Annotated in this window: 26 protein-coding genes; 11 read left to right on the top strand and 15 right to left on the bottom strand. The window is 64.7% G+C overall.

Going from position 1 to position 22,708, the window contains the following annotated elements:
- Positions 1–14 precede the first annotated feature (14 nt).
- The 7 genes from O6X71_RS07985 to O6X71_RS07955 are packed head-to-tail and all read right to left on the bottom strand — an operon-like array spanning position 15 to position 6,858.
- Entirely contained in the window at positions 15–548 is a 534-nt protein-coding gene (locus O6X71_RS07985) for a response regulator transcription factor (RefSeq protein ID WP_056490014.1), read from the bottom strand.
- 20 nt (positions 549–568) lie between these two features.
- Positions 569–1,882, bottom strand: coding sequence for an ATP-binding protein (locus tag O6X71_RS07980; protein ID WP_120300620.1), 1,314 nt, complete (start codon positions 1,880–1,882; stop codon positions 569–571).
- Positions 1,879–2,595 carry an SURF1 family protein gene (locus O6X71_RS07975; protein WP_353465366.1) on the bottom strand — a complete coding sequence of 239 codons (717 nt, stop codon included), beginning with the start codon at positions 2,593–2,595 and terminating at the stop codon, positions 1,879–1,881. Before O6X71_RS07975 ends, O6X71_RS07980 begins: the two co-directional genes overlap by 4 nt.
- Positions 2,595–2,969: a cytochrome o ubiquinol oxidase subunit IV gene (cyoD, locus tag O6X71_RS07970; protein ID WP_332756165.1), complete on the bottom strand. Its 375-nt coding sequence runs from the start codon at positions 2,967–2,969 to the stop codon at positions 2,595–2,597. The genes O6X71_RS07975 and cyoD overlap by 1 nt, the downstream gene beginning before the upstream one ends.
- Entirely contained in the window at positions 2,966–3,604 is a 639-nt protein-coding gene (gene cyoC / locus O6X71_RS07965) for a cytochrome o ubiquinol oxidase subunit III (protein ID WP_353465365.1), read from the bottom strand. The genes cyoD and cyoC overlap by 4 nt, the downstream gene beginning before the upstream one ends.
- 4 nt (positions 3,605–3,608) lie before the next feature.
- Complete coding sequence (cyoB, locus tag O6X71_RS07960) at positions 3,609–5,609, bottom strand: cytochrome o ubiquinol oxidase subunit I (protein ID WP_133020319.1); 2,001 nt, start codon at positions 5,607–5,609, stop codon at positions 3,609–3,611.
- A gap of 10 nt (positions 5,610–5,619) precedes the next feature.
- A complete protein-coding gene (locus O6X71_RS07955; RefSeq protein WP_353465363.1) occupies positions 5,620–6,858 on the bottom strand; it encodes a ubiquinol oxidase subunit II in 1,239 nt (412 codons plus the stop codon).
- Between the two features lie 213 nt (positions 6,859–7,071).
- On the opposite strand from O6X71_RS07955, the gene O6X71_RS07950 reads away from it, so the two are divergent.
- Entirely contained in the window at positions 7,072–8,403 is a 1,332-nt protein-coding gene (locus O6X71_RS07950) for an MFS transporter (protein WP_353465362.1), read from the top strand.
- 312 nt (positions 8,404–8,715) lie between these two features.
- On the opposite strand, the gene O6X71_RS07945 is transcribed toward O6X71_RS07950, so the two are convergent.
- Complete coding sequence (locus tag O6X71_RS07945; protein ID WP_353465360.1) at positions 8,716–9,876, bottom strand: MFS transporter; 1,161 nt, start codon at positions 9,874–9,876, stop codon at positions 8,716–8,718.
- A 62-nt stretch (positions 9,877–9,938) separates the two neighbouring features.
- Positions 9,939–10,556 carry a flavin reductase family protein gene (locus O6X71_RS07940; protein WP_353465359.1) on the bottom strand — a complete coding sequence of 206 codons (618 nt, stop codon included), beginning with the start codon at positions 10,554–10,556 and terminating at the stop codon, positions 9,939–9,941.
- A gap of 51 nt (positions 10,557–10,607) precedes the next feature.
- Between O6X71_RS07940 and O6X71_RS07935 the strand changes: the two genes are divergently transcribed.
- The 3 genes from O6X71_RS07935 to O6X71_RS07925 are packed head-to-tail and all read left to right on the top strand — an operon-like array spanning position 10,608 to position 13,389.
- Complete coding sequence (locus O6X71_RS07935; protein ID WP_353465357.1) at positions 10,608–11,354, top strand: cytochrome b/b6 domain-containing protein; 747 nt, start codon at positions 10,608–10,610, stop codon at positions 11,352–11,354.
- Positions 11,351–12,112, top strand: coding sequence for a molybdopterin-dependent oxidoreductase (locus O6X71_RS07930; protein WP_353465356.1), 762 nt, complete (start codon positions 11,351–11,353; stop codon positions 12,110–12,112). Before O6X71_RS07935 ends, O6X71_RS07930 begins: the two co-directional genes overlap by 4 nt.
- 50 nt (positions 12,113–12,162) lie before the next feature.
- Positions 12,163–13,389, top strand: coding sequence for a cyclopropane-fatty-acyl-phospholipid synthase family protein (locus O6X71_RS07925; RefSeq protein ID WP_353465355.1), 1,227 nt, complete (start codon positions 12,163–12,165; stop codon positions 13,387–13,389).
- Positions 13,390–13,552: 163 nt separating this feature from the next.
- Here O6X71_RS07925 and O6X71_RS07920 read toward each other — a convergent pair whose 3' ends face one another.
- On the bottom strand, positions 13,553–13,942 hold the full coding sequence (locus O6X71_RS07920; protein ID WP_353465353.1) for an EF-hand domain-containing protein: 390 nt from the start codon (positions 13,940–13,942) through the stop codon (positions 13,553–13,555).
- A gap of 147 nt (positions 13,943–14,089) precedes the next feature.
- Here O6X71_RS07920 and O6X71_RS07915 point away from each other — a divergent pair, with 147 nt between their 5' ends.
- Both O6X71_RS07915 and O6X71_RS07910 read left to right on the top strand, forming a co-directional pair.
- The gene (locus tag O6X71_RS07915; protein WP_353465352.1) at positions 14,090–15,307 is read left to right on the top strand and encodes an argininosuccinate synthase; all 1,218 of its coding nucleotides are present in this window, start codon (positions 14,090–14,092) and stop codon (positions 15,305–15,307) included.
- 121 nt (positions 15,308–15,428) lie between these two features.
- Positions 15,429–17,018, top strand: coding sequence for a hypothetical protein (locus tag O6X71_RS07910; RefSeq protein ID WP_353465350.1), 1,590 nt, complete (start codon positions 15,429–15,431; stop codon positions 17,016–17,018).
- Here O6X71_RS07910 and O6X71_RS07905 read toward each other — a convergent pair.
- The 4 genes from O6X71_RS07905 to O6X71_RS07890 all read right to left on the bottom strand — a co-directional run bounded on the left by O6X71_RS07905 (position 16,978) and on the right by O6X71_RS07890 (position 19,767).
- Positions 16,978–18,126 carry a GNAT family N-acetyltransferase gene (locus tag O6X71_RS07905; protein ID WP_353465349.1) on the bottom strand — a complete coding sequence of 383 codons (1,149 nt, stop codon included), beginning with the start codon at positions 18,124–18,126 and terminating at the stop codon, positions 16,978–16,980. The genes O6X71_RS07910 and O6X71_RS07905 overlap by 41 nt on opposite strands.
- Before the next feature lie 76 nt (positions 18,127–18,202).
- The gene (locus tag O6X71_RS07900) at positions 18,203–18,667 is read right to left on the bottom strand and encodes a RidA family protein (RefSeq protein WP_056490055.1); all 465 of its coding nucleotides are present in this window, start codon (positions 18,665–18,667) and stop codon (positions 18,203–18,205) included.
- A 192-nt stretch (positions 18,668–18,859) separates the two neighbouring features.
- Complete coding sequence (locus tag O6X71_RS07895; protein ID WP_353465348.1) at positions 18,860–19,486, bottom strand: HAD family hydrolase; 627 nt, start codon at positions 19,484–19,486, stop codon at positions 18,860–18,862.
- Entirely contained in the window at positions 19,483–19,767 is a 285-nt protein-coding gene (locus O6X71_RS07890; protein ID WP_056054478.1) for a DUF3572 domain-containing protein, read from the bottom strand. The genes O6X71_RS07895 and O6X71_RS07890 overlap by 4 nt, the downstream gene beginning before the upstream one ends.
- A gap of 36 nt (positions 19,768–19,803) precedes the next feature.
- Here O6X71_RS07890 and O6X71_RS07885 point away from each other — a divergent pair, with 36 nt between their 5' ends.
- Positions 19,804–20,166, top strand: coding sequence for a response regulator (locus O6X71_RS07885; RefSeq protein ID WP_353465346.1), 363 nt, complete (start codon positions 19,804–19,806; stop codon positions 20,164–20,166).
- Positions 20,167–20,584: 418 nt separating this feature from the next.
- Here the strand turns inward: O6X71_RS07885 and rpmG are convergent, their stop codons facing one another.
- On the bottom strand, positions 20,585–20,752 hold the full coding sequence (gene rpmG / locus O6X71_RS07880; RefSeq protein WP_055881863.1) for a 50S ribosomal protein L33: 168 nt from the start codon (positions 20,750–20,752) through the stop codon (positions 20,585–20,587).
- 192 nt (positions 20,753–20,944) lie between these two features.
- Here rpmG and O6X71_RS07875 point away from each other — a divergent pair, with 192 nt between their 5' ends.
- The 4 genes from O6X71_RS07875 (at position 20,945) to O6X71_RS07860 (ending at position 22,677) form a co-directional block, all read left to right on the top strand.
- The gene (locus O6X71_RS07875; RefSeq protein WP_353465345.1) at positions 20,945–21,277 is read left to right on the top strand and encodes a hypothetical protein; all 333 of its coding nucleotides are present in this window, start codon (positions 20,945–20,947) and stop codon (positions 21,275–21,277) included.
- Positions 21,278–21,280: 3 nt separating this feature from the next.
- On the top strand, positions 21,281–21,847 hold the full coding sequence (locus O6X71_RS07870; protein WP_353465344.1) for a TMEM165/GDT1 family protein: 567 nt from the start codon (positions 21,281–21,283) through the stop codon (positions 21,845–21,847).
- 77 nt (positions 21,848–21,924) lie between these two features.
- On the top strand, positions 21,925–22,422 hold the full coding sequence (locus O6X71_RS07865; protein ID WP_093398573.1) for a Dps family protein: 498 nt from the start codon (positions 21,925–21,927) through the stop codon (positions 22,420–22,422).
- Between the two features lie 69 nt (positions 22,423–22,491).
- The gene (locus O6X71_RS07860) at positions 22,492–22,677 is read left to right on the top strand and encodes a DUF1328 domain-containing protein (RefSeq protein ID WP_353465342.1); all 186 of its coding nucleotides are present in this window, start codon (positions 22,492–22,494) and stop codon (positions 22,675–22,677) included.
- Positions 22,678–22,708: the final 31 nt, after the last annotated feature.

The following is a 22,708-nucleotide window of genomic DNA, read 5'->3' as shown; positions in this document are numbered from 1 at the left end:
CCCAAGCGTTGCGGCTATTTTACCGGGCGTTTCTCGAGCTTTCGCGCGAGCGTGCGGCGGTGCATGCCGAGACGGCGCGCGGTCTCGGAGATGTTGAAGTCGGTTTCGGCGAGCGTGGTATGAATGCGCTCCCATTCGAGCGTCTTGATCGAGGTCGGGCGTTCGGACAATTCGGTGTCGACGCTGCCCTCGGTGCGGTCGAACGCGGCTTCGATGTCGTCGGTGTTCGAGGGTTTGACGAGGTAGTGCGAAGCGCCGAGCTTGATCGCCTCGACCGCGGTGGCGATGCTGGCAAAGCCGGTGAGGACGACAACGAGGATCTCCGGGTCGTGTGCGTGGAGCGTCTGGACGCAGACCAGGCCGGACGCGCCGCCCAGCTTGAGGTCGACGACGGCGTAACGGGGCGTGCGCTCGGCGAGTTGCTCGACGAGTTCCTCGTGGCTGGCGGCCTGCATCACTTCATAGCCGCGGCGTTCGAACGAGCGGCGGAGCGTGCGGGCGAAGGTCTCGTCGTCCTCGACGATCGCCAGGAGTTTCGGTTCTGTCACGGCGTCCGTCACGGTGCTTGTCATGACAGGGCGATCGCGGAGAGAGGCATGGTGATCGTGACTTCCGCGCCGCCGCCTTCGCAGTTCACCACTGACACACCGCCGCCGAGCTTGCGCATGACGTTGACCGCCAGGAACAGGCCGAGGCCATGGCCGGGTTCGCGCTTGCTCGACTGATAGGGTTTGCCGAAACTGGCGAGGCGTTCGTCGCTGAAGCCCGGGCCACGGTCGCGGACGATCAGCGCGAGGTCGCCGTCGGTGCGTTCGCCGCGAAAGGCGACCCAGTGCGGCGAGGCTTCGGCGGCGTTGTCGAGCACGTTGGCGATGACCTGTTTGAGCGCGGGGTCGGACACGACCTGCGGATCGTCGCCGACTCGGGTGGTATAGTCGAAATCGACCGATGGGTGCACCGCGCGCCATTCGTCGACGATCCCGTCGAGGAGCTGGTGGAGCGGCATGATCTCGGGGGCCTCGCCGCGCGCTTCGCCGGCCGAGAGCAAGATGCCGGTGACGATCGCCTTGCAGCGCTGGACCTCGGACTGCATCTCGACGATCTCGGCCTGTAGGTCGGCGTCCTGCGCGAGCGTCGGCATCCGGCGCCAGTCGGCTAAGATGACCGCGATCGACGCGAGCGGCGTGCCGAGCTCGTGTGCGGCCCCCGACGCGAGCAAGCCCATGCGGACGATGTGATCCTCCTCCGCGGCCTGCTGGCGCAGGTCGGCGAGGCGGGTGTCGCGGGCGCGCAAGTTTCCGGTGATGCGGGTCATGAACAGCATCAGCAACGTCGCGATCAGCATGAAACAGAGCAGCGAGCCGATCGTGTAGAGCAGGAAATACTCGCCGCTGTAATCGGGGGGCAGGATCAGCGGGCGGTAATAGAGCGTGAGCACGCCGAAACAGGCGGCGGTGACGGCGACGATCGCCCAGCTCGACCAGCGATCGAGCAACACCGCGCCGAGCACGACGTGGAGCAGATAGAGCGAGATGAACGGATTGGTCGCGCCGCCCGCCAGATAGAGCTGCGTGGTGAGCAGGCCGACGTCGAACAGCAGCGCGAGCAGGAGCTGGATGTTCGCGCCCTTGCGCCAGCCGTAAAGCGGCATGCTGGCGAGGTTGAGGCCCACGGCAGCGGCGAGCGCGGCCATCATCGGAACCAGCGGGAGATCGAAGCCGAGGCCGAAGCGCGCGAACAATATGGTGACGAACTGGCCGGCGACCGCGATCCAGCGCAGCGTCACGAGCTGGCGCATGTTGGCGTTGCCGGTCGCGTCGGTGCGTGCGGTCGCGAGCGCCAGCCAGCGTTGCCAGCCCTGGCGTGCCGCCTCCGAGGTCATGCCGCCTCTTGCCGCTTGCGAGCATCCTGGCGGACGAACACGACGAACGCGCCGATCGTCATCGCGGCGAGCGCGAACCAGGTCAGCATGTAGACCAGGTGGTTGTTGGGGAAGGCGATGATCGTCAGGCCGCCGACCGGGGCGGCGGTGCCGGACTTGTCCGCGTCGACGAAATAGGGCGCTACGTTCGACAGGCCATGCGCGCTGGCGATCGCGGCGACGTCGCGCGAATACCATTTGCCGGCAGTGGGATCGTTGTGGCGCAGGAAGCCTCCGCCGGGCTCGGTGATGCGGAGATAGCCGGTGATCGTGATGCGGCCGCTGGGCTTGGTATGCACGACACGTTGCTCGGGCGAGACGTAGCCGCGGTTGACGAGGACGGTGAACCCGCGATCCGTCCGCAACGGCGTCACGACCCAATAACCGCTGCCGAGTGCGGTGGCTGCGCGGACCAGCGTTTCGCGATTGTTATCGAAAGTGCCGTCGAGCCGGATACGGCGATAAGCGTCGGTGGTGGCGGTGATCGCGCCCCAGGAGGCGGGGCCCGGCGGGGCGACCGGCGCGGCGTGAGCGCGCACCGCGACCTGTTCGATCAGGTTGAGCTTCCAGGTGCGGCGCTCGACCTGCCAGATGCCGAGCGCCATGAACCCGGCGAACAGCAGCAGCGCGACCAGGCCTGCGACATAGACGGCAGGGCCCGGTCGCGTCTTCATCACATGTCTGCCGCGGCCTGCATCGGCATCATGTTCGTGTTCATGTGGTACATCACCCAGATCGATCCGCTGAGCGTGATGACGACGAGGATGATCGTGAAGATCAGCGCCATCATCGTCCAGCCGCCTTCCGACTTGCCGCTCATGTGCAGGAAGTAGATCATGTGGACGACGATCTGCGCGACCGCGAACACCATCACGACGAGCGCCGCGGTCGACGGATCCTTGAAGGCGCCGGTCATCACCGCCCAGAACGGGATCGCGGTCAGGATGACCGAGAGGAAGAACCCCTTGAGGTAGCTGCCACGCGTGCCGTGTGCGGCGTGATCGTGATCCGCATGCGCGTCGTGCGTGTTTGCGTGGGGGTCGCTCATCGTAGGGTGCCCATCAGATAGACGAAGGTGAAGACGCCGATCCAGATGACGTCGAGGAAATGCCAGAACATGCTGAGGCACATGAGACGGCGCTTGTTCGCGGCGATCAGGCCGTGCTTCTGGACCTGGACCATCAGCGTGACGAGCCAGATCAGGCCCATCGTGACGTGGAGGCCATGCGTGCCGACCAGCGTGAAGAACGACGACAGGAACGCGCTGCGGGTCGGGCCCGCACCCTCGTGGATGAGGTTGGCGAACTCGTACATTTCGATCGACAGGAACGCGAGGCCGAACAGGCCGGTGAAGACCAGCCACATCTGCATGACGCGCTGGCGACCTTCCTCCATCGACAGCATCGCAAAGCCGTAGGTGATCGACGAGAACAGCAGCATCGCGGTGTTCACCGCCACCAGCGGCAGCTCGAAGATCTCCTTCGGGCTGGGTCCGCCGGCATAGCTGTTGCCGAGCACGGCATAGGCCGCGAACAGCACCGCGAAGATGAGGCAATCACTCATCAGGTACATCCAGAAGCCCAGCATCGTGCTGCTGCCTTCCGGATGCTCGTGCTCGTCCAGTTCGTAGAACGAGACCTTCTCGGTCTCGTTCAGGCCGTCCTTCATGGGTATTGCGGACATCGCGTCAGGCTCCCTGGGTCGCGAGCTGGCGGGTGCGCGCGTCCTCGCTGGCGATCACGTCCTCGACGGGGATGTGAAAGTCGCGCTTGTAGTTGAAGGTGTGGAAGATCGTCGTCGCGAAGATGCCGACCAGCGTGAGCCCGGCGAGCCACCAGATGTACCAGATCATCGCGAAGCCGAATGCCACGCTGAGACCGGCGAGCACGACGCCCGTGCCGGTGCCGCTCGGCATGTGGATCGACTTGAAGCCGGTCACAGGCCGCTCGTGCTTGCGCTCCTTCATGTCGTACCAGGCGTCCAGATCATGGACGATCGGCGTGAACGCGAAGTTGTACTCCGGCGGCGGCGACGAGGTCGCCCACTCCAGCGTGCGGCCACCCCAGGGATCGCCGCTGTGATCGGCCAGCGCCTCGCGGTTGCGGATGCTGACGAAGATCTGGAGCAGGAAGGCACCGATGCCGGCTGCGATCAGGGCTGCACCGAAGGCGGCGATGACGAACCAGATCTGCAGGTTCGGATCGTCGAAATAGCGCATCCGGCGGGTCACGCCCATCAGGCCGAGCACGTAGAGCGGCATGAAGGCGAAGTAGAAGCCGACCACCCAGCACCAGAACGATACCGTGCCCCACTTCTTGTCCAGCTTGAAGCCGAACGCCTTCGGGAACCAGTAGTTGATGCCGGCGAACATGCCGAACAGCGTGCCGCCGATGATCACGTTATGGAAATGCGCGACCAGGAACAGCGAGTTGTGCAGCACGAAATCGGCTGGCGGCACCGCGAGCAGCACGCCGGTCATGCCGCCTATCGTGAAGGTCACCATGAAGGCGATCGTCCACATCATCGGCAGTTCGAACCGGATCCGTCCCTTGTACATCGTGAACAGCCAGTTGAAGATCTTGGCCCCGGTCGGGATCGAGATGATCATCGTGGTGATGCCGAAGAACGAGTTTACGCTCGCGCCCGACCCCATCGTGAAGAAGTGGTGCAGCCAGACGAGATAGGCGAGGATCGTGATGACGAGCGTTGCATAGACCATCGAGCTGTAGCCGAAGAGGCGCTTGCCCGAGAAGGTCGAGGTGACCTCGGAAAAGATGCCGAACGCCGGCAGGACCAGAATGTAGACCTCGGGGTGACCCCAGATCCAGATCAGGTTGACGTACATCATCGGGTTGCCGCCCGAGTCGTTCGTGAAGAACGCAGTGCCGATGTAGCGATCGAGCGACAGCATCGCGAGAACCGCGGTCAGCACCGGGAAGGCGGCAACGATCAGGATGTTGGTGCAGAGCGACGTCCAGGTGAAGATCGGCATCTTCATCATGGTCATGCCGGGTGCGCGCATCTTGACGATGGTCGCGACCAGATTGACGCCGGACAGCAGTGTCCCGATGCCCGCGATCTGCAAAGCCCAGATATAATAATCGACACCGACGTCGGGCGAATACGCCAACCCTGAGAGGGGCGGCATCGCGAGCCAGCCGGTCCGCGCGAACTCACCGATGAACAGCGACATCATGACGATCACGGCACCGGCCGTGGTCATCCAGAAGCTGAAATTGTTGAGGAACGGGAACGACACGTCGCGCGCACCGATCTGGAGCGGGACGACATAGTTCATCAGGCCCGTGACCATCGGCATCGCCACGAAGAAGATCATGATCACGCCGTGTGCGGTGAAGACCTGGTCGTAGTGATGCGCGGTCAGGTAGCCTTCAGACCCGTTGAACGCCATCGCCTGCTGCGCACGCATCATGATCGCATCGGAGAACCCGCGCAGCAGCATGACGATCGCGAGGATCATGTACATGATCCCGATCTTCTTGTGATCCACGCTCGTGAACCACTCGTTCCAGAGATAGCCCCAGACCTTGAAATAGGTCAGCGCGGCGACGAGCCCAAGCCCGCCGATCGCCACCATCGCGAAGGTGGCGACGACGATCGGTTCGTGCAGCGGCAGCGACTCCAGGGTCAGGCGGCCGAAGATAGTCTTCAACAGGGTGTCGTTCATGATGATTTCTCTAGCCGTTCGCGACGGGGCGCGTGCCCGGCATGGTGGAGGGGGTCAGCCCGTTCTTCTGGGGCATCAACATCGTGTGATTGCGGTTGGACTGCGAGCCGGGCGCGCTGTTGGCGCCGTCCTGTTTTATGTCGGCCGGCGCGGTCCAGTGGTTGCCGCTTCCCTTTTCGTCCGCGTCCTTCATCAGGGCGCCTTCGGGATGACCGGTGTCCTGCGGGCCCTTGCCGCCATTGACTCCGGGCATCGCCATGCCGGCGTGCGAGTCCCCCCCGCCTTTGCCGCCGTGCATCATCTGCGACATGCAGACCTTGCCGGGCTGGACGCACTGCTCGACGACCAGCTTGAACATGTTCGCCTCGACCGCATTGTAATAGCGGACCGGGACCTTCTCGCTCGGCTTCTCCAGCTGGAGATAGCTCGCGCGGTTCAGACCGCCCCCACGCTGTTTGACCTGGTTGACCCAGGCCTGGAAGCCCGCGTCGCTGACGCCGTGGAAGCGGAAGCGCATCCCCGAGAAGCCCGCGCCGCTGTAGTTGGACGAGAAGCCCTCGTAGTTGCCTGGCTTGTTGATCACCGCGTTCAGCGTCGTCTGCATGCCGGGCATCGTGTAGATCATGCCGGCGAGCGCAGGAATGTAGAACGCGTTCATCACCGACGACGAGGTCATCTGGAAACGGATCGGACGATCGACCGGCGCGGCCAGTTCGTTGACCGTGGCGATGCCGTATTCCGGATAGATGAACAGCCACTTCCAATCGAGCGCGACCACCTGAACCTCGAGCGGCTTGCCGACGCCGTTCGCCAGCTGCTGCTTGTCGACCAGGTTGCCGACCGGCACGTTGTTCGCGAGCGTAGGCGCGTCGGGCTTGATCCGGCCGAGCGGGCGGTACGGATCGAGCAGATGCGTGCTGGTCCAGGTCAGCGCACCGAGCGCGATGATGATCAGCAGCGGGATGCCCCAGATCAACAGCTCGAGACCGACCGAGTGATCCCAGTTCGGCTCGTACTTGGCGGTCTTGTTCGACTGGCGGTAGCGGAACGCGAACAGCAGCGTGAGGCAGATCACCGGAACGATGATCAACAGCATCAGCCCGGTCGCGATCAGCACGAGATCGCGCTGTTGCACTGCGATATCGCCCGAAGGCGACATCACGACCCAGTTGCAGCCGCTGGTGAGCAGCGCAAGCGGCAGCACGGCCAGCCATTTTTTCGCGCGGGAAACGGTTTTCTCAACGATCATGCGGATCCCCTACGCCTCGCTTTCGCCGCGCTACAGTGGACAATTTGTCCAATGGGCGCTGCACTGCAACATCGGCATGGCTTTATCGTCGCCCGGAGTAGCATAGATCACCCCTGCCCGCATTGGGCGCGGGAGATTGGCGCGGAATATATCTGCCCGCATCCGCCGGAACAGCGTATCATCGGGTTCGCGCCCTGAAGAGCGAGTTGAAGAATGAGTGCAAACACAGTCCCCGAGACGAGCTTCGAAGCCGACGCTCGCAGTATCCACAGCGACGGCGAGCACGTCACGCCCGGCGTGATCGCGATCGGCGTGGTGATCGGCCGTACCTCGGAATTCTTCGACTTCTTCGTGTATGCGATCGCCTCGGTGCTCGTGTTCCCGACCCTGGTCTTCCCGTATGTCGACCGGTTGCAGGGCACGCTCTATTCGTTCGCGGTGTTCGCGCTGGCGTTCATCGCCCGCCCGATCGGCTCGATCATCTTCATCGCGGTCGATCGTGCGTACGGCCGCAGCGTCAAGCTGACGATCTCGCTGTTCCTGCTCGGTACGTCGACGGTCGCGATGGGATTCATCCCCGGCTATGACCAAGTCGGCAACTGGTCGGTCGCGATCCTCGCGCTGCTGCGTATCGGCCAGGGCGTCGCGCTTGGCGGCGCGTGGGACGGTCTCGCCTCGCTGCTGTCGCTGAACTCGCCGGAAAAGCATCGCGGCTGGTACGCGATGCTGCCGCAGCTGGGTGCACCGATCGGCCTGCTGGTCGCGAGCGGTCTGTTCGCGTTCTTCGTGGCCGCACTGCCGACCGAGGATTTCTTCTCATGGGGCTGGCGCTATCCGTTCTTCGTGGCGTTCGCGATCAACGTCGTCGCACTGTTCGCGCGTCTTCGCCTGGTGGTGACGCCAGAGTTCGAAGAGATGTACGCCAAGCGCGAGCTGGAGCCGGCACCGGTCGTCGAGACCGTGCAGTCGCAGTGGAAGGCGATCTGGCTCGGCTCGTTCGTGCCGCTCGCGAGCTTCGCGCTGTTCCACATGGTCACGGTGTTCCCGCTGTCGTGGGTCGTGCTGTTCACGCGTGAGGCGCCGGCGCGCTTCCTGGTGGTCGAAGTGATCGGCGCGGTGATCGGGATCGGCGCGATGCTGGTATCGGGGCTGCTTGCGGACCGGTTCGGGCGTCGCACGATGCTCGGCACGATCGCGGTGCTGATCGCGGTGTTCGCGATCGCCGCACCGTCGCTGCTCGATGGCGGCGACGTCGGCGAGCGCCTGTTCATGGGCATCGGCTTCCTGTTGTTCGGCCTGTCGTTCGGCCAGTCCTCGGGCGCGATCGCCTCGAGCCTGTCGCCGCAGCACCGCTACACGGGCTCGGCGCTGACGACCGATCTGGCATGGCTGTTCGGTGCCGGGTTTGCCCCGTTGGCTGCGCTGCTGCTGACGAGCAAGCTGGGTCTGGCGGCGAGCGGCGCGTATCTGTTCTCGGGCGCGGTGTTCACGCTGATCGCACTGGGGCTCAACAAGCAGCTTGCCAAGCGCGACATCGCGCGATGATTGGTCGGGGCTGACGGACTTATCGCTCAGCCCCTCTCTGAACTTACGAAAACACCACCCGAGCTGACGAGCCCCACCCCGGCGAAGGCCGGGGCCCAATTGGCAAGGCTGCAGTAACGGAGCGCTGTCCTTAGTTAGCACCGTCCCCCAATTGGGCCCCGGCCTTCGCCGGGGTGGTGGCGATTAGGAAGGTGCGGGCGCCCCACAAGAACCGTTCCCCCACGAAGGCGGGGGTCCAAGAGCCACCAGCGCCTCTGCCTGTAACCCTGGACTCCCGCCTTCGCGGGAGAACAATAGTTAACGGGTCGTCATTCAAACCCGCTTGCGATCCAGTCCCCAGGACACAGCCCAGATCGCAAACCCGCCAAGCGCCAGCGCGGTCCCGACCCACCCGGTCGACGGCAACCCATACCCGCCCGCGATCGCCAGCCCGCCAAGCCAGGGCCCAAGCGCATTGGCGGTATTGAACGCGGAATGGTTGAGCGCCGCGGCCAGGGTCTGCGCCTCCTCCGCGACATCCATCAGCCGCGTCTGCAGGATCGTCGACAACCCGCCCCCGCAGCCGATCAGCACCACCACCGGCAGCATCGCCCACAGATGCGGCGTCGCCGGCGCATAGAGTGCGAGCGCCCCTGCCCCGAACAGCAAGGTGATCCCCGCCGCCGGCATCAGCGCCACGTCCGCAGCCTTGGCGCAGACCAACGTGCCGATCGTCATCCCGACGCCGAACAGTGCAAACGCAACCGGCGTGAACGCGGACGACACCCCCGTGACCTCGGTCAGCGTCGAGGCGAGATAGGTGTAGACGCAGAAGATCCCGCCGAACCCGACTGCGCCGATGGCGAGCGTCAGCCACACCTGCCCGTTACGCAATGCCGCGAGTTCGCCCAGTGGGCTCGCATCCTTGGCAGGCCGCAGGACCGGCGCGAACCGAAACAGCATCGCCACCGTCGCGGCCGCGATGATCGCGACGATCCCGAAACCCCAGCGCCAGCCGAACCACTGGCCGATGCCATTCGCCAACGGCACGCCTGCAATCGTCGCGATCGTTAGCCCGAGCATCATCCGCGACACCGCCCGCGATCGCTTCTCCCGCGGCACCATCGAAGCCGCGACCAGCGACCCGACCCCAAAATACGCGCCATGCGGCAGGCCGCTCAGGAACCGGGCGAGCAGCATCAGGTGATAGGTCGGCGCGAGCGCGGACAGGCCGTTGGCGATCCCAAGGAACGTCATCAACCCGATCAGCAACACTCGCCGCTCGATCTTCGCCGCCAGCACCGCGATCATCGGCGCACCAACCACCACGCCGAGCGCATAGGCACTGATGACGTGCCCCGCGGTCGGTTCGTCAATCCCGAGTCCGCGCGCGAACTGCGGCAACAGGCTCATCGCCGCGAACTCGGTGGTGCCGATCGCGAACCCGCCGACGGCGAGCGCTAGCAACGCCATGCGCGTATCGACAGGTTTCATGGGGTATCGCTTTCGTAAGGTCAGGGCCGCCGCAGAATGCTGCGTCGCAGCAAATGCCTCTATCAGCCCGGGCGTCGCATCTTGAACAAGGAATCCTCCGTGATCGCAAAGTAATCCGCGGGGCCGCCGCCGCGCAGGATCGGGTTCGCGCGGGCGGTCTGATAGACACCGTCCTCCAGCATCGCCGAGTCGATGTGGATCGCGACCGCCTCGCCGAGCACCAGCCACTGGTCGAGCTCGCGGCCCTCCTTGGTTTCCAGGCGGATCAGCTGGGTGAGCTTGCACTCGAACTGCGCGCGCGACGCGGCAACACGCGCCGGCTTCACCTTTGTCGACGCAGCCATATCCAGCTTGGCGAGCGCGAACTCGTTGACGTCGGCGGCGACGTTCGCGGCGGTCGTATTCATCGCCTCGCCGAGATCGCGGGTGACGAGGTTCCAGACGAACTCGCCGGTCGCCTCGATATTGGCGACGCTGTCCTTCCAGCCCATCGACGAGAAGCCGATGATCGGCGGGGTGTAGTTGAACAGGTTGAAGAAACTGTACGGCGCGAGGTTGGCGACGCCGTCGGGGGATACGGTGCTGACCCAGCCGATCGGGCGCGGCGCGACGATCGCGTTGAGGGGATCGTGCGGCAGGCGATGGCCGTTCGTGGGCTCGTAAGAATGCCATTCGGTCATACATGTATTCCTGCTAGGTCACGGTCTGACTGCCTATAGCGAAGGTCGAGCATGAACGATCCCACTGCCCCGATTGTCATCAAGCGCCACCGGATGGCGACGCGCGTCTGGCACTGGGTGACGGTGGTGACGATGTTCATCATGATCGGCAGCGGGATCGGCATCCTCAAGGCGCATCCGCGGCTGTATTGGGGACGGTACGGCGCGAATTTCGATACCGCGTGGACGACGCTCGACCAGTGGCCGAGTTGGCTGGTGTCGCTGCTCAATCTACTGACGATCCCGGCGGGCTACAATTTGGCGCTGTCGCGGCGCTGGCATCTGCTGTTCGCGCTGGTCCTCGCCTTCGCGTTGCTCGGGTTCATGATCGTCAGCCTGGTCAACAAGCATTTCCAGCGCGATCTGCGCGTGCGTGCGGCGGACCTGTCGCCGCGCGAAGTCGTGCACGACGTGAAGGAGCATCTCGCGTTCCGCTTTCACGATCCCAGGAAGCCGGGCGCGTACAACATCCTTCAGAAGCTCTCGTATGTCGCGACGATCTTCGTGCTGATCCCGGTGATGATCCTGACCGGGTTGACGATGTCACCGGGGATGGACGCGGCATGGCCGTGGCTGCTCGAAGTGTTCGGCGGCAGGCAGTCGGCGCGATCGATCCACTTCATCGCCGCGACCGGGCTGGTGCTGTTCATCATCGCGCATCTGGCGCTGGTGATCCTGGCGGGGACGTGGAACGAGGTGCGCTCGATGATTACCGGGCGCTGGAAGGTGCCCGCCCACCCGTCGGAGGACGTCGCATGAGCTCGCTGATTACCCGCCGCTCGCTCGTCATGGGCGCGACCATCGGTGCAGGCGCGCTGCTCGCTGGCTGCGACAAGATCGCCGCGAACCCGGAGGCGCGGAAGATCCTGTTCATGGGCGAGGACATGAACCGCGGGCTGCAGCGCGCGCTGAGCAACCGCAACGCGCTGGCGCCCGAGTTCAGCCCCGCGCAGATGTCGCCGATCTTCCGGTCGAACGGCACGAGCAATCCGGGGACCGCGGATTACACCGAGATGGTCGTCAACAACTTCGCGGATTACCGGCTGAAGGTCGGCGGGCTGGTCGATCGGCCGCTGTCGGTCTCGCTCCCGCAACTCCGCCAGATGCCATCGCGGGCGCAGATCACGCGGCACGATTGTGTCGAGGGCTGGAGCGCGATCGGCAAGTGGCAGGGGCCGAAGCTCGGCGCGTTGCTCGATGCCGCCGGCCTGAAGAACACCGCACGCTACATCGTCTTCACCTGCGCCGACCTGTACAACGGCGCGAACTATTACGAGTCGGTCGATCTGGTCGATGCATTCCACCCGCAGACGATCCTCGCCTGGGCGCTCAACGACCAGGTGCTCGACGTCGCGCACGGCGCGCCCGTCCGGCTGCGGGTCGAACGGCAGCTCGGCTACAAACATGCCAAATACGTCATGGCGATCGACGCGGTCGCCAGTCTCGCCGGGATCGGCAAGGGCAAGGGCGGCTATTGGGAAGATAACGTGGATTATGACTGGTACGCAGGCATCTGAGCCGCCCCGAGGGGTAGCGCAATTCCGTACCAGTCATTAGCTAACGCGGCATGGCCCTTTTCGATCGTTTCCTGGCGCGGCAGGTTAAAACCGGCGAACTCACGCTCATCCATGCGGACGGCACGTCCAAGCATTTCGGCAAGCCCGATGCCGCGTATAACCCGGTCACGATCCGGCTGACCCAGCCCGGCGTCGCCGGCGCGATCGTCCGCCATCCTGCGCTCGGCGCGGCGGAGGCGTTCATGGACGGCCGCCTGGTGATCGAGCGCGGTGACATTCGCGATCTGGTCAACCTGCTCAAGGGCAACAGCCCGTGGGAGCGTGGCGGTGGCCTCAATCCGTCGTTGCCGATCAAGCTGCTCGACAAGGTCGTCCACCGCGTCGACCGCGTCAACATGGCGCGCCGGTCGAAGAAGAACGTCGCGCATCACTATGATCTGTCGGATCGGCTGTACGACCTGTTCCTCGATGCGGACCGGCAATATTCCTGCGCGTACTTCACTGACGCCGGCAACAGCCTGGAGCAGGCGCAGAACGACAAGAAGGCGCATATCGCTGCCAAGCTTGCGATCCAGCCGGGCATGCGCGTGCTCGACATCGGCTGCGGTTGGGGCGGGATGGCGCTGTACCTGCACGCGAAGACCGGCGCCGAAGTGCTGGGCGTGACGCTGAGCGAGGAGCAGTTGAAGGTCGCGCGGCGTCGCGCCGAGGAGGCTGGCGTCGCCGACAAGGTGAAGTTCGAGCTGATCGACTACCGCGCGCTGACGGGCAGTTTCGACCGGATCGTCTCGGTCGGGATGTTCGAGCATGTCGGCCCGGCGCACTACAAGGCGTTCTTCCGCAAGTGCCGCGACCTGCTGACCGACGACGGCGTGATGCTGCTCCACACGATCGGCCGGATGGGCGGGCCCGGTGTCACCGACACTTTCACGACCAAGTACATCTTTCCGGGTGGGTACAACCCTGCTCTGTCGGAGATCGTGAAGGGGTATGAGGGGCTGCGGATGTTCCCGACCGATATCGAGGTGCTGCGGGTCCATTACGCGCTGACGATCGACCTCTGGTATGATCGGACGGTGGCCGCGAAGGACGCGATCGTCGGGCTGTACGACGAGCGGTTCTACCGGATGTGGACGTTCTATCTGGCGGGCGCCGCGGCGGCGTTCCGGACCGGGGGGATGGTCAACTACCAGCTCCAGCTGTCGAAGAGCCGGATGACGCTGCCACTGACGCGCGATTACATGATCGAGGGTGAGCGAGCGTTGCGGGAAGGGTAATCCGCCCTCGCCACGGCCCCTGTATCAAGTCGGCCAGAGCCGGAGCTCGATTTCCTAACCTACTTGTTCCCCCGCGGAGGCGGGGGCCCAGGACCAAGCAGGGATACGGTACTTAGCTGGGCTCCCGCGTCCGCGGGAGAACAACGGTGTTAGCCGAATGGAGTTAGCGCGGGCCCTGCACGTCGGCCTTCGCCGCGGCGCGCTCGTTGCCGCCGATCTTGCCGTCCTTGTTCGCGTCGTACTTCGCGAAGGTCGCCGCGAGCAGCGCCTGCGCCTCGGCCTGCGTGACCTTGCCGTCCTTGTTCTTGTCCGCGCTGGTGAACCACAGATCGGCGAGACGCTTAGCGTGCACCGGATCCGGACGGCCCGGCCCAACCTTCATGTTGCCGATCCGTGCCTGCACTTCGGCGCGCGTCAGGACGCCGTCCTTGTTGGTATCCGACGCGGCGAATTCGGTCTTGAACTTGGCCGAGGCGGACGCGCGGGTTTCCTGCGCAAGCGCCGGAGTCGCAAGGCCGGCGAGGACGAGAAGGGTAAGGCTTTGGCGTAGCACGGTGGGTAAACTCCAGAGGATTTGCGGCGCGAATAGACCGGCTCGGTTGTACGCGCCATTAACGCCGGAATTGCATGGCGCGGTTGCATGCACGGCGCTCAACGCATAGGGGCGCGGGCATTGGATATTGCCCAAAGGATCCTGCCCGTGACCGATCAGATCAACCGCGTCGTATTGGCCTATTCCGGTGGCCTGGACACGAGCGTGATCCTGAAATGGCTCCAGCAGACATATAACTGCGAAGTCGTGACCTTCACCGCCGATCTCGGCCAGGGCGAAGAGCTCGAGCCGGCGCGCGCGAAGGCCGAGATGATGGGCGTCAAGCCCGAGCACATCTTTGTCGACGATCTGCGCGAAGAGTTCGTGCGGGATTACGTGTTCCCGATGATGCGCTCGAACGCGCTGTACGAGGGGCTGTACCTGCTCGGCACGTCGATCGCGCGGCCGCTGATCGCCAAGCGCCAGATCGAGATCGCCAAGATGGTCGGTGCCGATGCGGTCAGCCACGGTGCGACCGGCAAGGGCAACGACCAGGTCCGCTTCGAGCTCGGCTATTACGCGCTGTCGCCCGACATCAAGGTCATCGCGCCGTGGCGCGAATGGGATCTCACCAGCCGTACCAAGCTGATCGAGTTCGCCGAACAGCACCAGATCCCGGTCAGCAAGGACAAGCGCGGCCAGGCGCCGTTCTCGACCGACGCGAACATGCTCCACACGTCGAGCGAAGGCCTCGTGCTCGAGAACCCGTGGGACGAGGTTCCTGACTATGTCTACTCGCGCACGGTGAACCCCGAGGACGCGCCCGATACCCCTGAATACATCACGATCGATTTCGAGCGCGGCGACGGCGTCGCGATCAACGGCGAGGGCATGAGCCCGGCCACCCTGCTGTCGACGCTAAACGACTATGGCCGCCGCCACGGCATCGGCCGTCTCGACCTCGTCGAGAACCGCTTCGTCGGCATGAAGAGCCGCGGCATGTACGAGACGCCGGGCGGCACGATCTATCACCTCGCACACCGCGGCATCGAGCAGCTGACGCTCGATCGCGGCGCCGCGCACCTGAAGGATGAATTGGCGCCGCGCTATGCCGAGCTGATCTACAACGGCTTCTGGTTCAGCCCCGAGCGCGAGATGCTGCAGGCGGCGATCGACCACAGCCAGGAGAAGGTCTCGGGCACGGTTCGCCTGAAGCTCTACAAGGGCGGCGTGTACGTGGTCGGCCGCAAGTCGCCGAACTCGCTGTATTCGGAGAAGGTCGTGACGTTCGAGGACGATCAGGGCGCCTATGACCAGCGCGATGCGGCGGGTTTCATCAAGCTGAACGCACTGCGCCTGCGCCTGCTCGGACGGCGCGATCAATAGGGGCGACCCGTAACCCGTCCCCTGTTGGACCTCTCGTAATGCCGAAGTTTGCGGGGAAGATCGTCAACTCGTCGTGCGCGCACTTGTCTAGTGCGCCCACCCGCCCCTAGGGTTCGACGATATGATTACTCAGGGGGAAAAGCTGCATTGGTGGCAGACGCGCGCATTCGTTGCCGCGGTTGCGATCGCATCGATCATACCGTTGCTGTGGCCGGAAATACCGCCGCTGGTCGACTTGCCCGGGCATATGGGCCGGTACCGCGTCCAGCTGGCGATCGCCGACAATCCCTGGTTGAATCAGTGGTATAACTTCCGCTGGCAGATGATCGGCAACCTCGGCATCGACCTGTTGATCGTGCCGCTCGCGCCGATCTTCGGCTTGCAGCTGGCGGTCAAGCTGATCGTCATGGCGATCCCGGCGCTGACCGTGACCGGGCTGCTGTGGATCGCGCGCGAGGTGCACGGGCGAATCCCCGCGACCGCGTTGTTCGCGCTGCCGCTTGCCTACAGCTATCCGTTCCAGTTCGGATTCGTGAATTTCGCGCTCGGCATGGCGCTAGCGCTCAACCTGTTCGCGCTGTGGCTGCGGATGGGGCGGCTCGACCGGCGGCAGCTGCGGACCATCATTTTCGTCCCCGTCTCGTGCCTGTTGTGGCTGTGCCATACGTTCGGCTGGGGCGTGCTGGGCGTGCTCGCCTTCTCCGCCGAGCTGATCCGCCAGCACGACATCCGCCGTGACAGCGATCCCAAGAGCTGGGCGCATGGCTGGTTCAAAGCGTGCATCCAGGCGGGGCTGAACTGCCTGCCGCTCGCGCTGCCGATGGTGATGATGATCGTCTGGCGCTCGGGTGATCATGTCGGCGGCAAGACGCAGGACTGGTTCAACTGGCGCTGGAAGATGAACTGGATCACGATGGTCCTGCGCGATCGGTGGATGACGTTCGACATCGCGTCGGTGACTGTCTTGTTCGTGATCCTGTTCCGCGGCGTGCGCGACCAGACGATCGAATATTCGCGAAACCTGAGCCTGTCGGCACTGTTCCTGGCGATCGTGTACATCCTGTTGCCGCGGATCGTGTTCGGCTCGGCCTATGCCGACATGCGGCTTGCGCCGTTCATGCTCGGGATCGCGGTGATCGCGTTGCGGCCGCGACACGGGCTGTCGCTGCGCGGCGCGGCGGTGCTTGCTGTGCTGGGCTTTGCGTTCTTCGGCGTGCGGCTGGCAGGGACGACGGTCAGCTACCTGATGTACGATCGCAGCTACGACCAAGCGATCGCGGCGATCGATACGGTGCCCGAGCGATCTCGCGTCGTGTCGTTCGTCGGGCGGCGGTGTCGCGACGACTGGGCCTATTCGCGGCTCGAGCATGTGCCAGCGCTGCTGCTGGAGCGGCGGCTGGCGTTCACCAACGACCAATGGTCGATGGCCGGCGCGCAGTTGATGACGACGCACTATCCGGCGGCGAAGGGCTTTGCGCACGATCCGTCGGAGATCGTCAGCGACATCAAGTGTCGGGGCCAGTTCTGGCGGCCGATCGAGGTGGCGCTGGAGAAATTCCCGCGCGATGCGTTCGATTACGTGTGGCTGATCCACCCGCCGAAGTTCGATTCGAAACTGGTTCGCGACCTGACGCTAATCCGGCGCGATGGCACCAGCCTGTTGTACCGCGTCAACCGGGTTGCTGCTGCTCGCCCCGCCGGAACGGAGTAAGCTCGCCAAGATATTCCTGCTGCTCGGCGACGGCTTCGCGTTCACGGAGCAGATAGTCGGCGATCGCGCGGCGGAAGCTCGGGTCGGGGATGTAGTGCGCGGAATAGGTCGCGACCGGGGCATAGCCACGCGCGAGCTTGTGTTCGCCCTGCGCGCCCGCCTCGACGGTCTTCAGGCCGCGCGCGATGGCCGCGCCGATCGCCTGGTAATAGCAGAGTTCGAAGTGGAGGAACGGCACCTCCTCCGTCGCGCCCCAGTATCGGCCGTAGAGCGTGTCGTCGCCGATCAGGTTGAGTGCACCGGCGATCGGTACGCCGTCGCGCTCCGCGAGGATGAGGAGCACGCGGTCGCCCATCGTCTTGCCGATCTGGTCGAAGAAGCCGCGCGTGAGGTACGGCTGGCCCCATTTGCGGCTGCCGGTGTCCTGGTAGAACACCCAGAACGCGTCCCAGTGCTCGGGCGTGATCTCGGCACCGACGAGGTGGCGGATCGTGAGGCCTTCGACGGCTGCGGCACGTTCCTTGCGGATCGCCTTGCGCTTGCGACTGGCGAGAACGGCGAGGAAGTCGTCGAAGCTGGCGTACCCCTCGTTCTTCCAGTGGAACTGCGTGCCCAGGCGGATCAGCCAGCCTGCCGCCTCGAACAGCGGCACCTCGTTTGGGTCGATGAAGGTGGCGTGCGCGGAGGACAGGCCGCTCTGGTCGGTCACCGCTTCCAGCGCGGCGATCAGCGCGGGGGCCTGATCGCGGTCGCGGAGCAGCAGGCGTGGGCCGGGAACCGGGCTGAACGGCGCGGCGATCTGGAGCTTGGGATAATATTGCCCCCCTGCCCGCTCCCACGCGTCGGCCCAGCCCTGGTCGAAGACGTATTCGCCCTGACTGTGGCTCTTGGCGTAGGCGGGCGCGATTCCCGCTGGCTTGCCGTCGGGACCTTCGACCACCACCGGCAGCGCCTGCCAGCCGGAACGGCCACCGACGCTTTTCGAGGCTTCGAGCGCGGACAGGAAGGCGTGGCCGACGAACGGGTTGGCGGTGCCGGAGCACGCCTCCCAGTCCTCGGCCGCGATCGAGGTGACGCCTTGGGCGATGCGGGCTGTGACGGCGTTCATTGCCGCCTTAGGTAGAGACGCGAGGGCGCGCCTCCAAGAGCCATAGGGGAGACGCGAAAGCGCGCCTCCAAGACGGTCAGGCGGAAACTTGAACGATCGCGTCGACCTCGACAGCGGCGCCGAGCGGGAGGACAGGAACGCCGACTGCCGCGCGCGCATGTTTGCCGGCATCGCCGAACAGCGCAACCATCAGGTCCGAAGCGCCATTGGCGACTTTCGCCTGGTCGGTGAAATCGCCGGTCGAGTTGACGAACACGCCGAGCTTCACGATCCGCTCGACGCGGCCGAGCGTGCCGAGCGCCGCCTTCATCTGTGCGACGAGCATGAGCGCGCAGAGCTTGGCAGCCTCCTGCGCGTCTTCGAGCGACACGCCGTCTCCGACGCGACCGGTAACCAGCGCGCCGTCCTTGAACGGCAACTGGCCCGAGATGTGGAGCATGCCGTTCGCCAGCACGGTCGGGACGTAGGACGCCACGGGTGCGGCAGCCTGCGGGAGGGTGAGGCCCAGCTCTTCGAGCTTGCGGTCGATACGATCGGTCATGGAGGAGGTATCACCACAGCGGCGGGGGATGGGTCAAGTGGGGGCTTCTGCTCCCCTCCCTGGAAGGGAGGGGCTGGGGGTGGGTCGGTTGCCGCATCGATCGGAACGGTCGCGACCAAAGCCGGCCTACCCACCCCCAACCCCTCCCTTTCAGGAAGGGGGGAATGGTGTGTTCGTGGTGATGTGAATGGCTCAGGCGTCCGCCGGCAACCCAGCCTCGAACCGCGCAGCAATCCAGTCGGCCGCCTCGCGCCAATCGTCGATCCGCGCGTGGGCCTCGGGCGCCTTTGGCACGCTTACCGCCAGCGTCGGCTCGGAGACCATGTGCAACCGGTGCACCCCCGGCGCGTGCTTGGCGACCGACTCGTGATGCACCGCGAGATCGTCGACGAACACCGTCACCGGCGAGCCATATTCCTCGACCAGCCGCGACACCGGGGTGCCCTTGCCGCCCTGGTTGCACTCGACCCGGTGCTCGATCCCGAACTTCGCCAGTTGCTCGATCCGGGGCTGGCGGCATTCGTCCTGGAGGTTGGTGAGGATGACGATGTCCGCCACCTGTGCGAGCCGCTCCAGCGCCTCGACCGCATGCGGGACCAGCGTCTGGCGGTGCATTTCGGCGGGGAAGAACTCGCCGAGCATCGCCCACATATCCTCGCGCGACGGCGGCGGGCCACCATCGCGACGCGTCATCGCGGTCGAGAAATCGCCGTGCTGGATCTGGAAGTCGATGTCGTGACGCTCGTCGAGCCAGACGCTGAAATGCTTGACCATGTGCAGCAGCACTTCGTCGCAATCGCTGATCAGCAGCGGCCTCATGCTTCAAATTCTCCCTGGTCCAGTTTGGCGTGTGCGCGGACGAGTGCCTCTGGCTTCACACCCAGCGACTCGGCGCAGGCAATCAGGTCCGGCTCGTGGTTTTCGAGGAAGCCGAGCGCCGCGGACAGCACCGTCGGGTCGCTCGCCCGAGCGCGGAGGTCATGCGGCTCAAGGCCGGTCACCGACAGCAATCGCATAGCGCGATCGGGCTCGACCAGCGTCCATACCAGCGCGCGCAGGGCGAGCGCTTCGGCGTCTTCGTTTGAATCACGGTCGCGCATTGCCTATCGTGCCCTCTTTCCGGATAAGGTGCGGCGGTGACAAAGAAGGTGCTCGTTGTCGAGGACAACGAACTCAACCTCAAATTATTCTGCGACCTGTTGCACGCGCATCAGTTCGACGTCGAACCCGTGCGCGACGGCCGCGAAGCCGTTGCGAAAGCGCGGGAATTCGTGCCTGACCTGATCATCATGGACATCCAGATGCCGCACGTCACCGGCTATGAGATCATCCTCGAACTGAAGGCGGATGAGGAGTTGCGCGCGATCCCGGTGATGGCCGTGACGGCGTATGCCGGGCGCGAGGACGAGGAGCGGATCCGGGCGGCGGGCGCGGACTCGTATGTGTCGAAGCCGATCAGCCTGGCGCGGTTCATGGACGCGGTCGGGGCGCTGATCTGAGGTGGGGGGGGGCCGCGCCGTTTGCATCTACCCGTCATGCCTCGCCCCATAATCAGCTGCCTTAATCCCCACTCCCGTTCGTGCTGAGTAGAGACCGAGTAGCTTCGCAGAAGCGTATCGAGGGCTCGTATCGAAGCATAGGCTCCACCCGCCAACCTATCCTTCGATACGCCATCTCGATACGCCGCCTACGGCGACTACTCGACGGCTACTCAGGACGAACGGGAAGGGGGCCCCTGCCCCACACCGTCACCCTAGCGAAAGCTGGGGTCTCCCCGACACGGGGGCACCCTCGCAGCGGGAGATCCCAGCTTTCGCTAAAATGACGGGCGTCCGAGCACAAACGCCAAAAGCCGCGGAGTTACCCGCGGCTTTCCGGATCTTCACAATCGGACGGCGGTTCGCACCGCCGGCCGGATTACTTGATCTTGGCTTCCTTGAACTCGACATGCTTGCGCACGACGGGATCGTACTTCGAGAAGGAGAGCTTCTCCGTCTTGGTACGGGGATTCTTCTTGGTGACGTAGAAGAAGCCGGTGTCAGCGGTGCTGAGCAGCTTGATCTTTACGGTGGTCGGCTTGGCCATGAGCCCAATTCCTATGGCTTGAAAATGCGAAAGCGGCGAACTGACGCCGCCGCTCCATCAGGGGCGGCGCATGGCGGACGGAGGGAGCGAAGTCAAGCTTTACCCCATCGCCGCACGCCAGGACCGTTCATTTAACCCGCTATTCACTGTCCGGGGCGCATTGTACCGTCAGATAAAGGCAGGAGCGGGATCGTGGGGCAGGCGCTGGTTCGAATCGACGACATGATGGCGGTGAAGGCCGATCTCGCGGCGCGAATCGCGGCGATCGATGTCCGAGCGCCCTATTCTCGCCCCTGCGACATCGCCACCGAGATCGATGCGATCCGCGTGATCGCGCATACCAACGGCCTCAACCCGGCGGTGACCGTCGCGCACTTCCTCGATTCGGCCCTGTCGCGCGGCGAGCATGGCGCGCTGATGCATGGATGGCTGTCGATCCTGCGCGATGCGGTCGGGTGCGAGCGGCAGGACGTCCAGGCTTGCCACGCGTTCGCCGCGGCGTGTTCGGTGCGCCTTGCGGGATAACCCATGGACGCCTTGATGGCGGCGCTCGTTGCGGCGGCGCTCGCGCAGGTCGGCGATCGGACGGCTTGGCTCGCGGCGATCCTGTCGGACCGATACCGAAAGCCGGGTCTGGTCATCGCGATGGCGGCGCTGGCGCTGCTCGCGGCAAGCGGCTTGGCGGCGGCGCTCGGCGCGGTGATCGGGCCGAAGCTTGCCCCCAATGCGCAACAACTGATGCTCGCGCTCGCGCTGCTGTTGCAGGGCGGCGGATCGTTCTTCCCGGCCAAGGCACCCGACCGGCTCGACCGTTGGAAGATCGGCGCGATCGCCACCACCGCGCTCGGCCTGTTCATTCTGGCCTTCGGCGACGGTGTGCAGTTCATCGTCCTGACGCTCGCCGCGCGGACGCCCGTCCCCGCGCTCGCCGCGATCGGCGCGACGATCGGCTCGCTGGTCGTGATCGTCCCCGCTGCACTGATGGGTGAGGCCGCATGGCTGAAACTGCCGCTCAAGCCGCTGCGCATCGCGATCGGGATCGTATTCCTGATCTTCGGTATCGTTCTCGCGCTCGGCGCCTTGCGATTGGTCTAGCGATCGGGTGGTCTAGCAATCGGGAGCAATTCGGTGTTCGAATCGTTCACGCAACGACTTTCAAACCGGAGCTAGACATGGCCGACATCAACCCCGCCCTCGACACACCGACCGACCTGCCGAGCAACAGCACCAAATCGGTCGCCGACGCGCTGAACGCCGCGCTCGCCGATTGCTACGCGCTGTACCTCAAGACCAAGAATTTCCACTGGCACATGTCTGGACCGCATTTCCGCGACTATCACCTGTTGCTCGACGACCAGTCTGCACAGATCATCGGCGTGACCGACGCGATCGCCGAGCGCGTGCGCAAGACCGGCAACACGACGCTGCGCTCGATCGGCGACATCTCGCGGCACCAGACGATCGCCGACAACGACATGGCGTTCGTCGGCCCGACCGAGATGCTCGCCGAACTGCGCGAGGACAATCTGAAGCTCGTCGAGCAGTTCCGCATCGTCAAGGACGCCGCCGACGCCGCCAAGGACAACGCTACCAGTGGCATCGTCGACGAATGGACGGATCACGCCGAGGAGCGTGCCTGGTTCCTGTTCGAGGCGAGCCGCAAAGCCTGATCGTTACGGTCAAGGAACAAACCGGTCGTCGCGCCGGTTGAGCGATCCTATCGAAAACAGGAGGCCGTCATGCTGAAGCTCGCAATCACTTTTCTCGTCATCGGCGCCGTTCTCGCGCTGCTCGGCTTCGGCGGTATCGGCGGTGCATTCATGGGCATCGCCAAGATCCTGTTCTTCATCGCGATCGCACTGTTCGTGGTCTTCCTCGTGCTCGGTCTGCTCGCGGGCAAGGGCATCAAGAACGCGGTCGACTAACCCAAGCGTCTAACCCTGACGACTGACGCGA

The sequence above is a fragment of the Sphingomonas faeni genome, from assembly GCF_040407505.1.
GTDB lineage: Bacteria > Pseudomonadota > Alphaproteobacteria > Sphingomonadales > Sphingomonadaceae > Sphingomonas > Sphingomonas faeni_E.
The sequence above is the reverse complement of the archived record's forward strand: the minus strand, read 5'-3'. Positions and strand labels throughout refer to the sequence as shown.

Coding starts and splice junctions, on each gene's coding strand:
- O6X71_RS07980 (WP_120300620.1), bottom strand. CDS start 1,882: ATGACCTCGGAGGCGGCACGCCAGGGCTGGCAACGCTGGCTGGCGCTC.
- O6X71_RS07975 (WP_353465366.1), bottom strand. CDS start 2,595: ATGAAGACGCGACCGGGCCCTGCCGTCTATGTCGCAGGCCTGGTCGCG.
- cyoD (WP_332756165.1), bottom strand. CDS start 2,969: ATGAGCGACCCCCACGCAAACACGCACGACGCGCATGCGGATCACGAT.
- cyoC (WP_353465365.1), bottom strand. CDS start 3,604: ATGTCCGCAATACCCATGAAGGACGGCCTGAACGAGACCGAGAAGGTC.
- cyoB (WP_133020319.1), bottom strand. CDS start 5,609: ATGAACGACACCCTGTTGAAGACTATCTTCGGCCGCCTGACCCTGGAG.
- O6X71_RS07955 (WP_353465363.1), bottom strand. CDS start 6,858: ATGATCGTTGAGAAAACCGTTTCCCGCGCGAAAAAATGGCTGGCCGTG.
- O6X71_RS07950 (WP_353465362.1), top strand. CDS start 7,072: ATGAGTGCAAACACAGTCCCCGAGACGAGCTTCGAAGCCGACGCTCGC.
- O6X71_RS07945 (WP_353465360.1), bottom strand. CDS start 9,876: ATGAAACCTGTCGATACGCGCATGGCGTTGCTAGCGCTCGCCGTCGGC.
- O6X71_RS07940 (WP_353465359.1), bottom strand. CDS start 10,556: ATGACCGAATGGCATTCTTACGAGCCCACGAACGGCCATCGCCTGCCG.
- O6X71_RS07935 (WP_353465357.1), top strand. CDS start 10,608: ATGAACGATCCCACTGCCCCGATTGTCATCAAGCGCCACCGGATGGCG.
- O6X71_RS07930 (WP_353465356.1), top strand. CDS start 11,351: ATGAGCTCGCTGATTACCCGCCGCTCGCTCGTCATGGGCGCGACCATC.
- O6X71_RS07925 (WP_353465355.1), top strand. CDS start 12,163: ATGGCCCTTTTCGATCGTTTCCTGGCGCGGCAGGTTAAAACCGGCGAA.
- O6X71_RS07910 (WP_353465350.1), top strand. CDS start 15,429: ATGATTACTCAGGGGGAAAAGCTGCATTGGTGGCAGACGCGCGCATTC.
- O6X71_RS07905 (WP_353465349.1), bottom strand. CDS start 18,126: ATGAACGCCGTCACAGCCCGCATCGCCCAAGGCGTCACCTCGATCGCG.
- O6X71_RS07900 (WP_056490055.1), bottom strand. CDS start 18,667: ATGACCGATCGTATCGACCGCAAGCTCGAAGAGCTGGGCCTCACCCTC.
- O6X71_RS07895 (WP_353465348.1), bottom strand. CDS start 19,486: ATGAGGCCGCTGCTGATCAGCGATTGCGACGAAGTGCTGCTGCACATG.
- O6X71_RS07890 (WP_056054478.1), bottom strand. CDS start 19,767: ATGCGCGACCGTGATTCAAACGAAGACGCCGAAGCGCTCGCCCTGCGC.
- rpmG (WP_055881863.1), bottom strand. CDS start 20,752: ATGGCCAAGCCGACCACCGTAAAGATCAAGCTGCTCAGCACCGCTGAC.
- O6X71_RS07870 (WP_353465344.1), top strand. CDS start 21,281: ATGGACGCCTTGATGGCGGCGCTCGTTGCGGCGGCGCTCGCGCAGGTC.
- O6X71_RS07865 (WP_093398573.1), top strand. CDS start 21,925: ATGGCCGACATCAACCCCGCCCTCGACACACCGACCGACCTGCCGAGC.
- O6X71_RS07860 (WP_353465342.1), top strand. CDS start 22,492: ATGCTGAAGCTCGCAATCACTTTTCTCGTCATCGGCGCCGTTCTCGCG.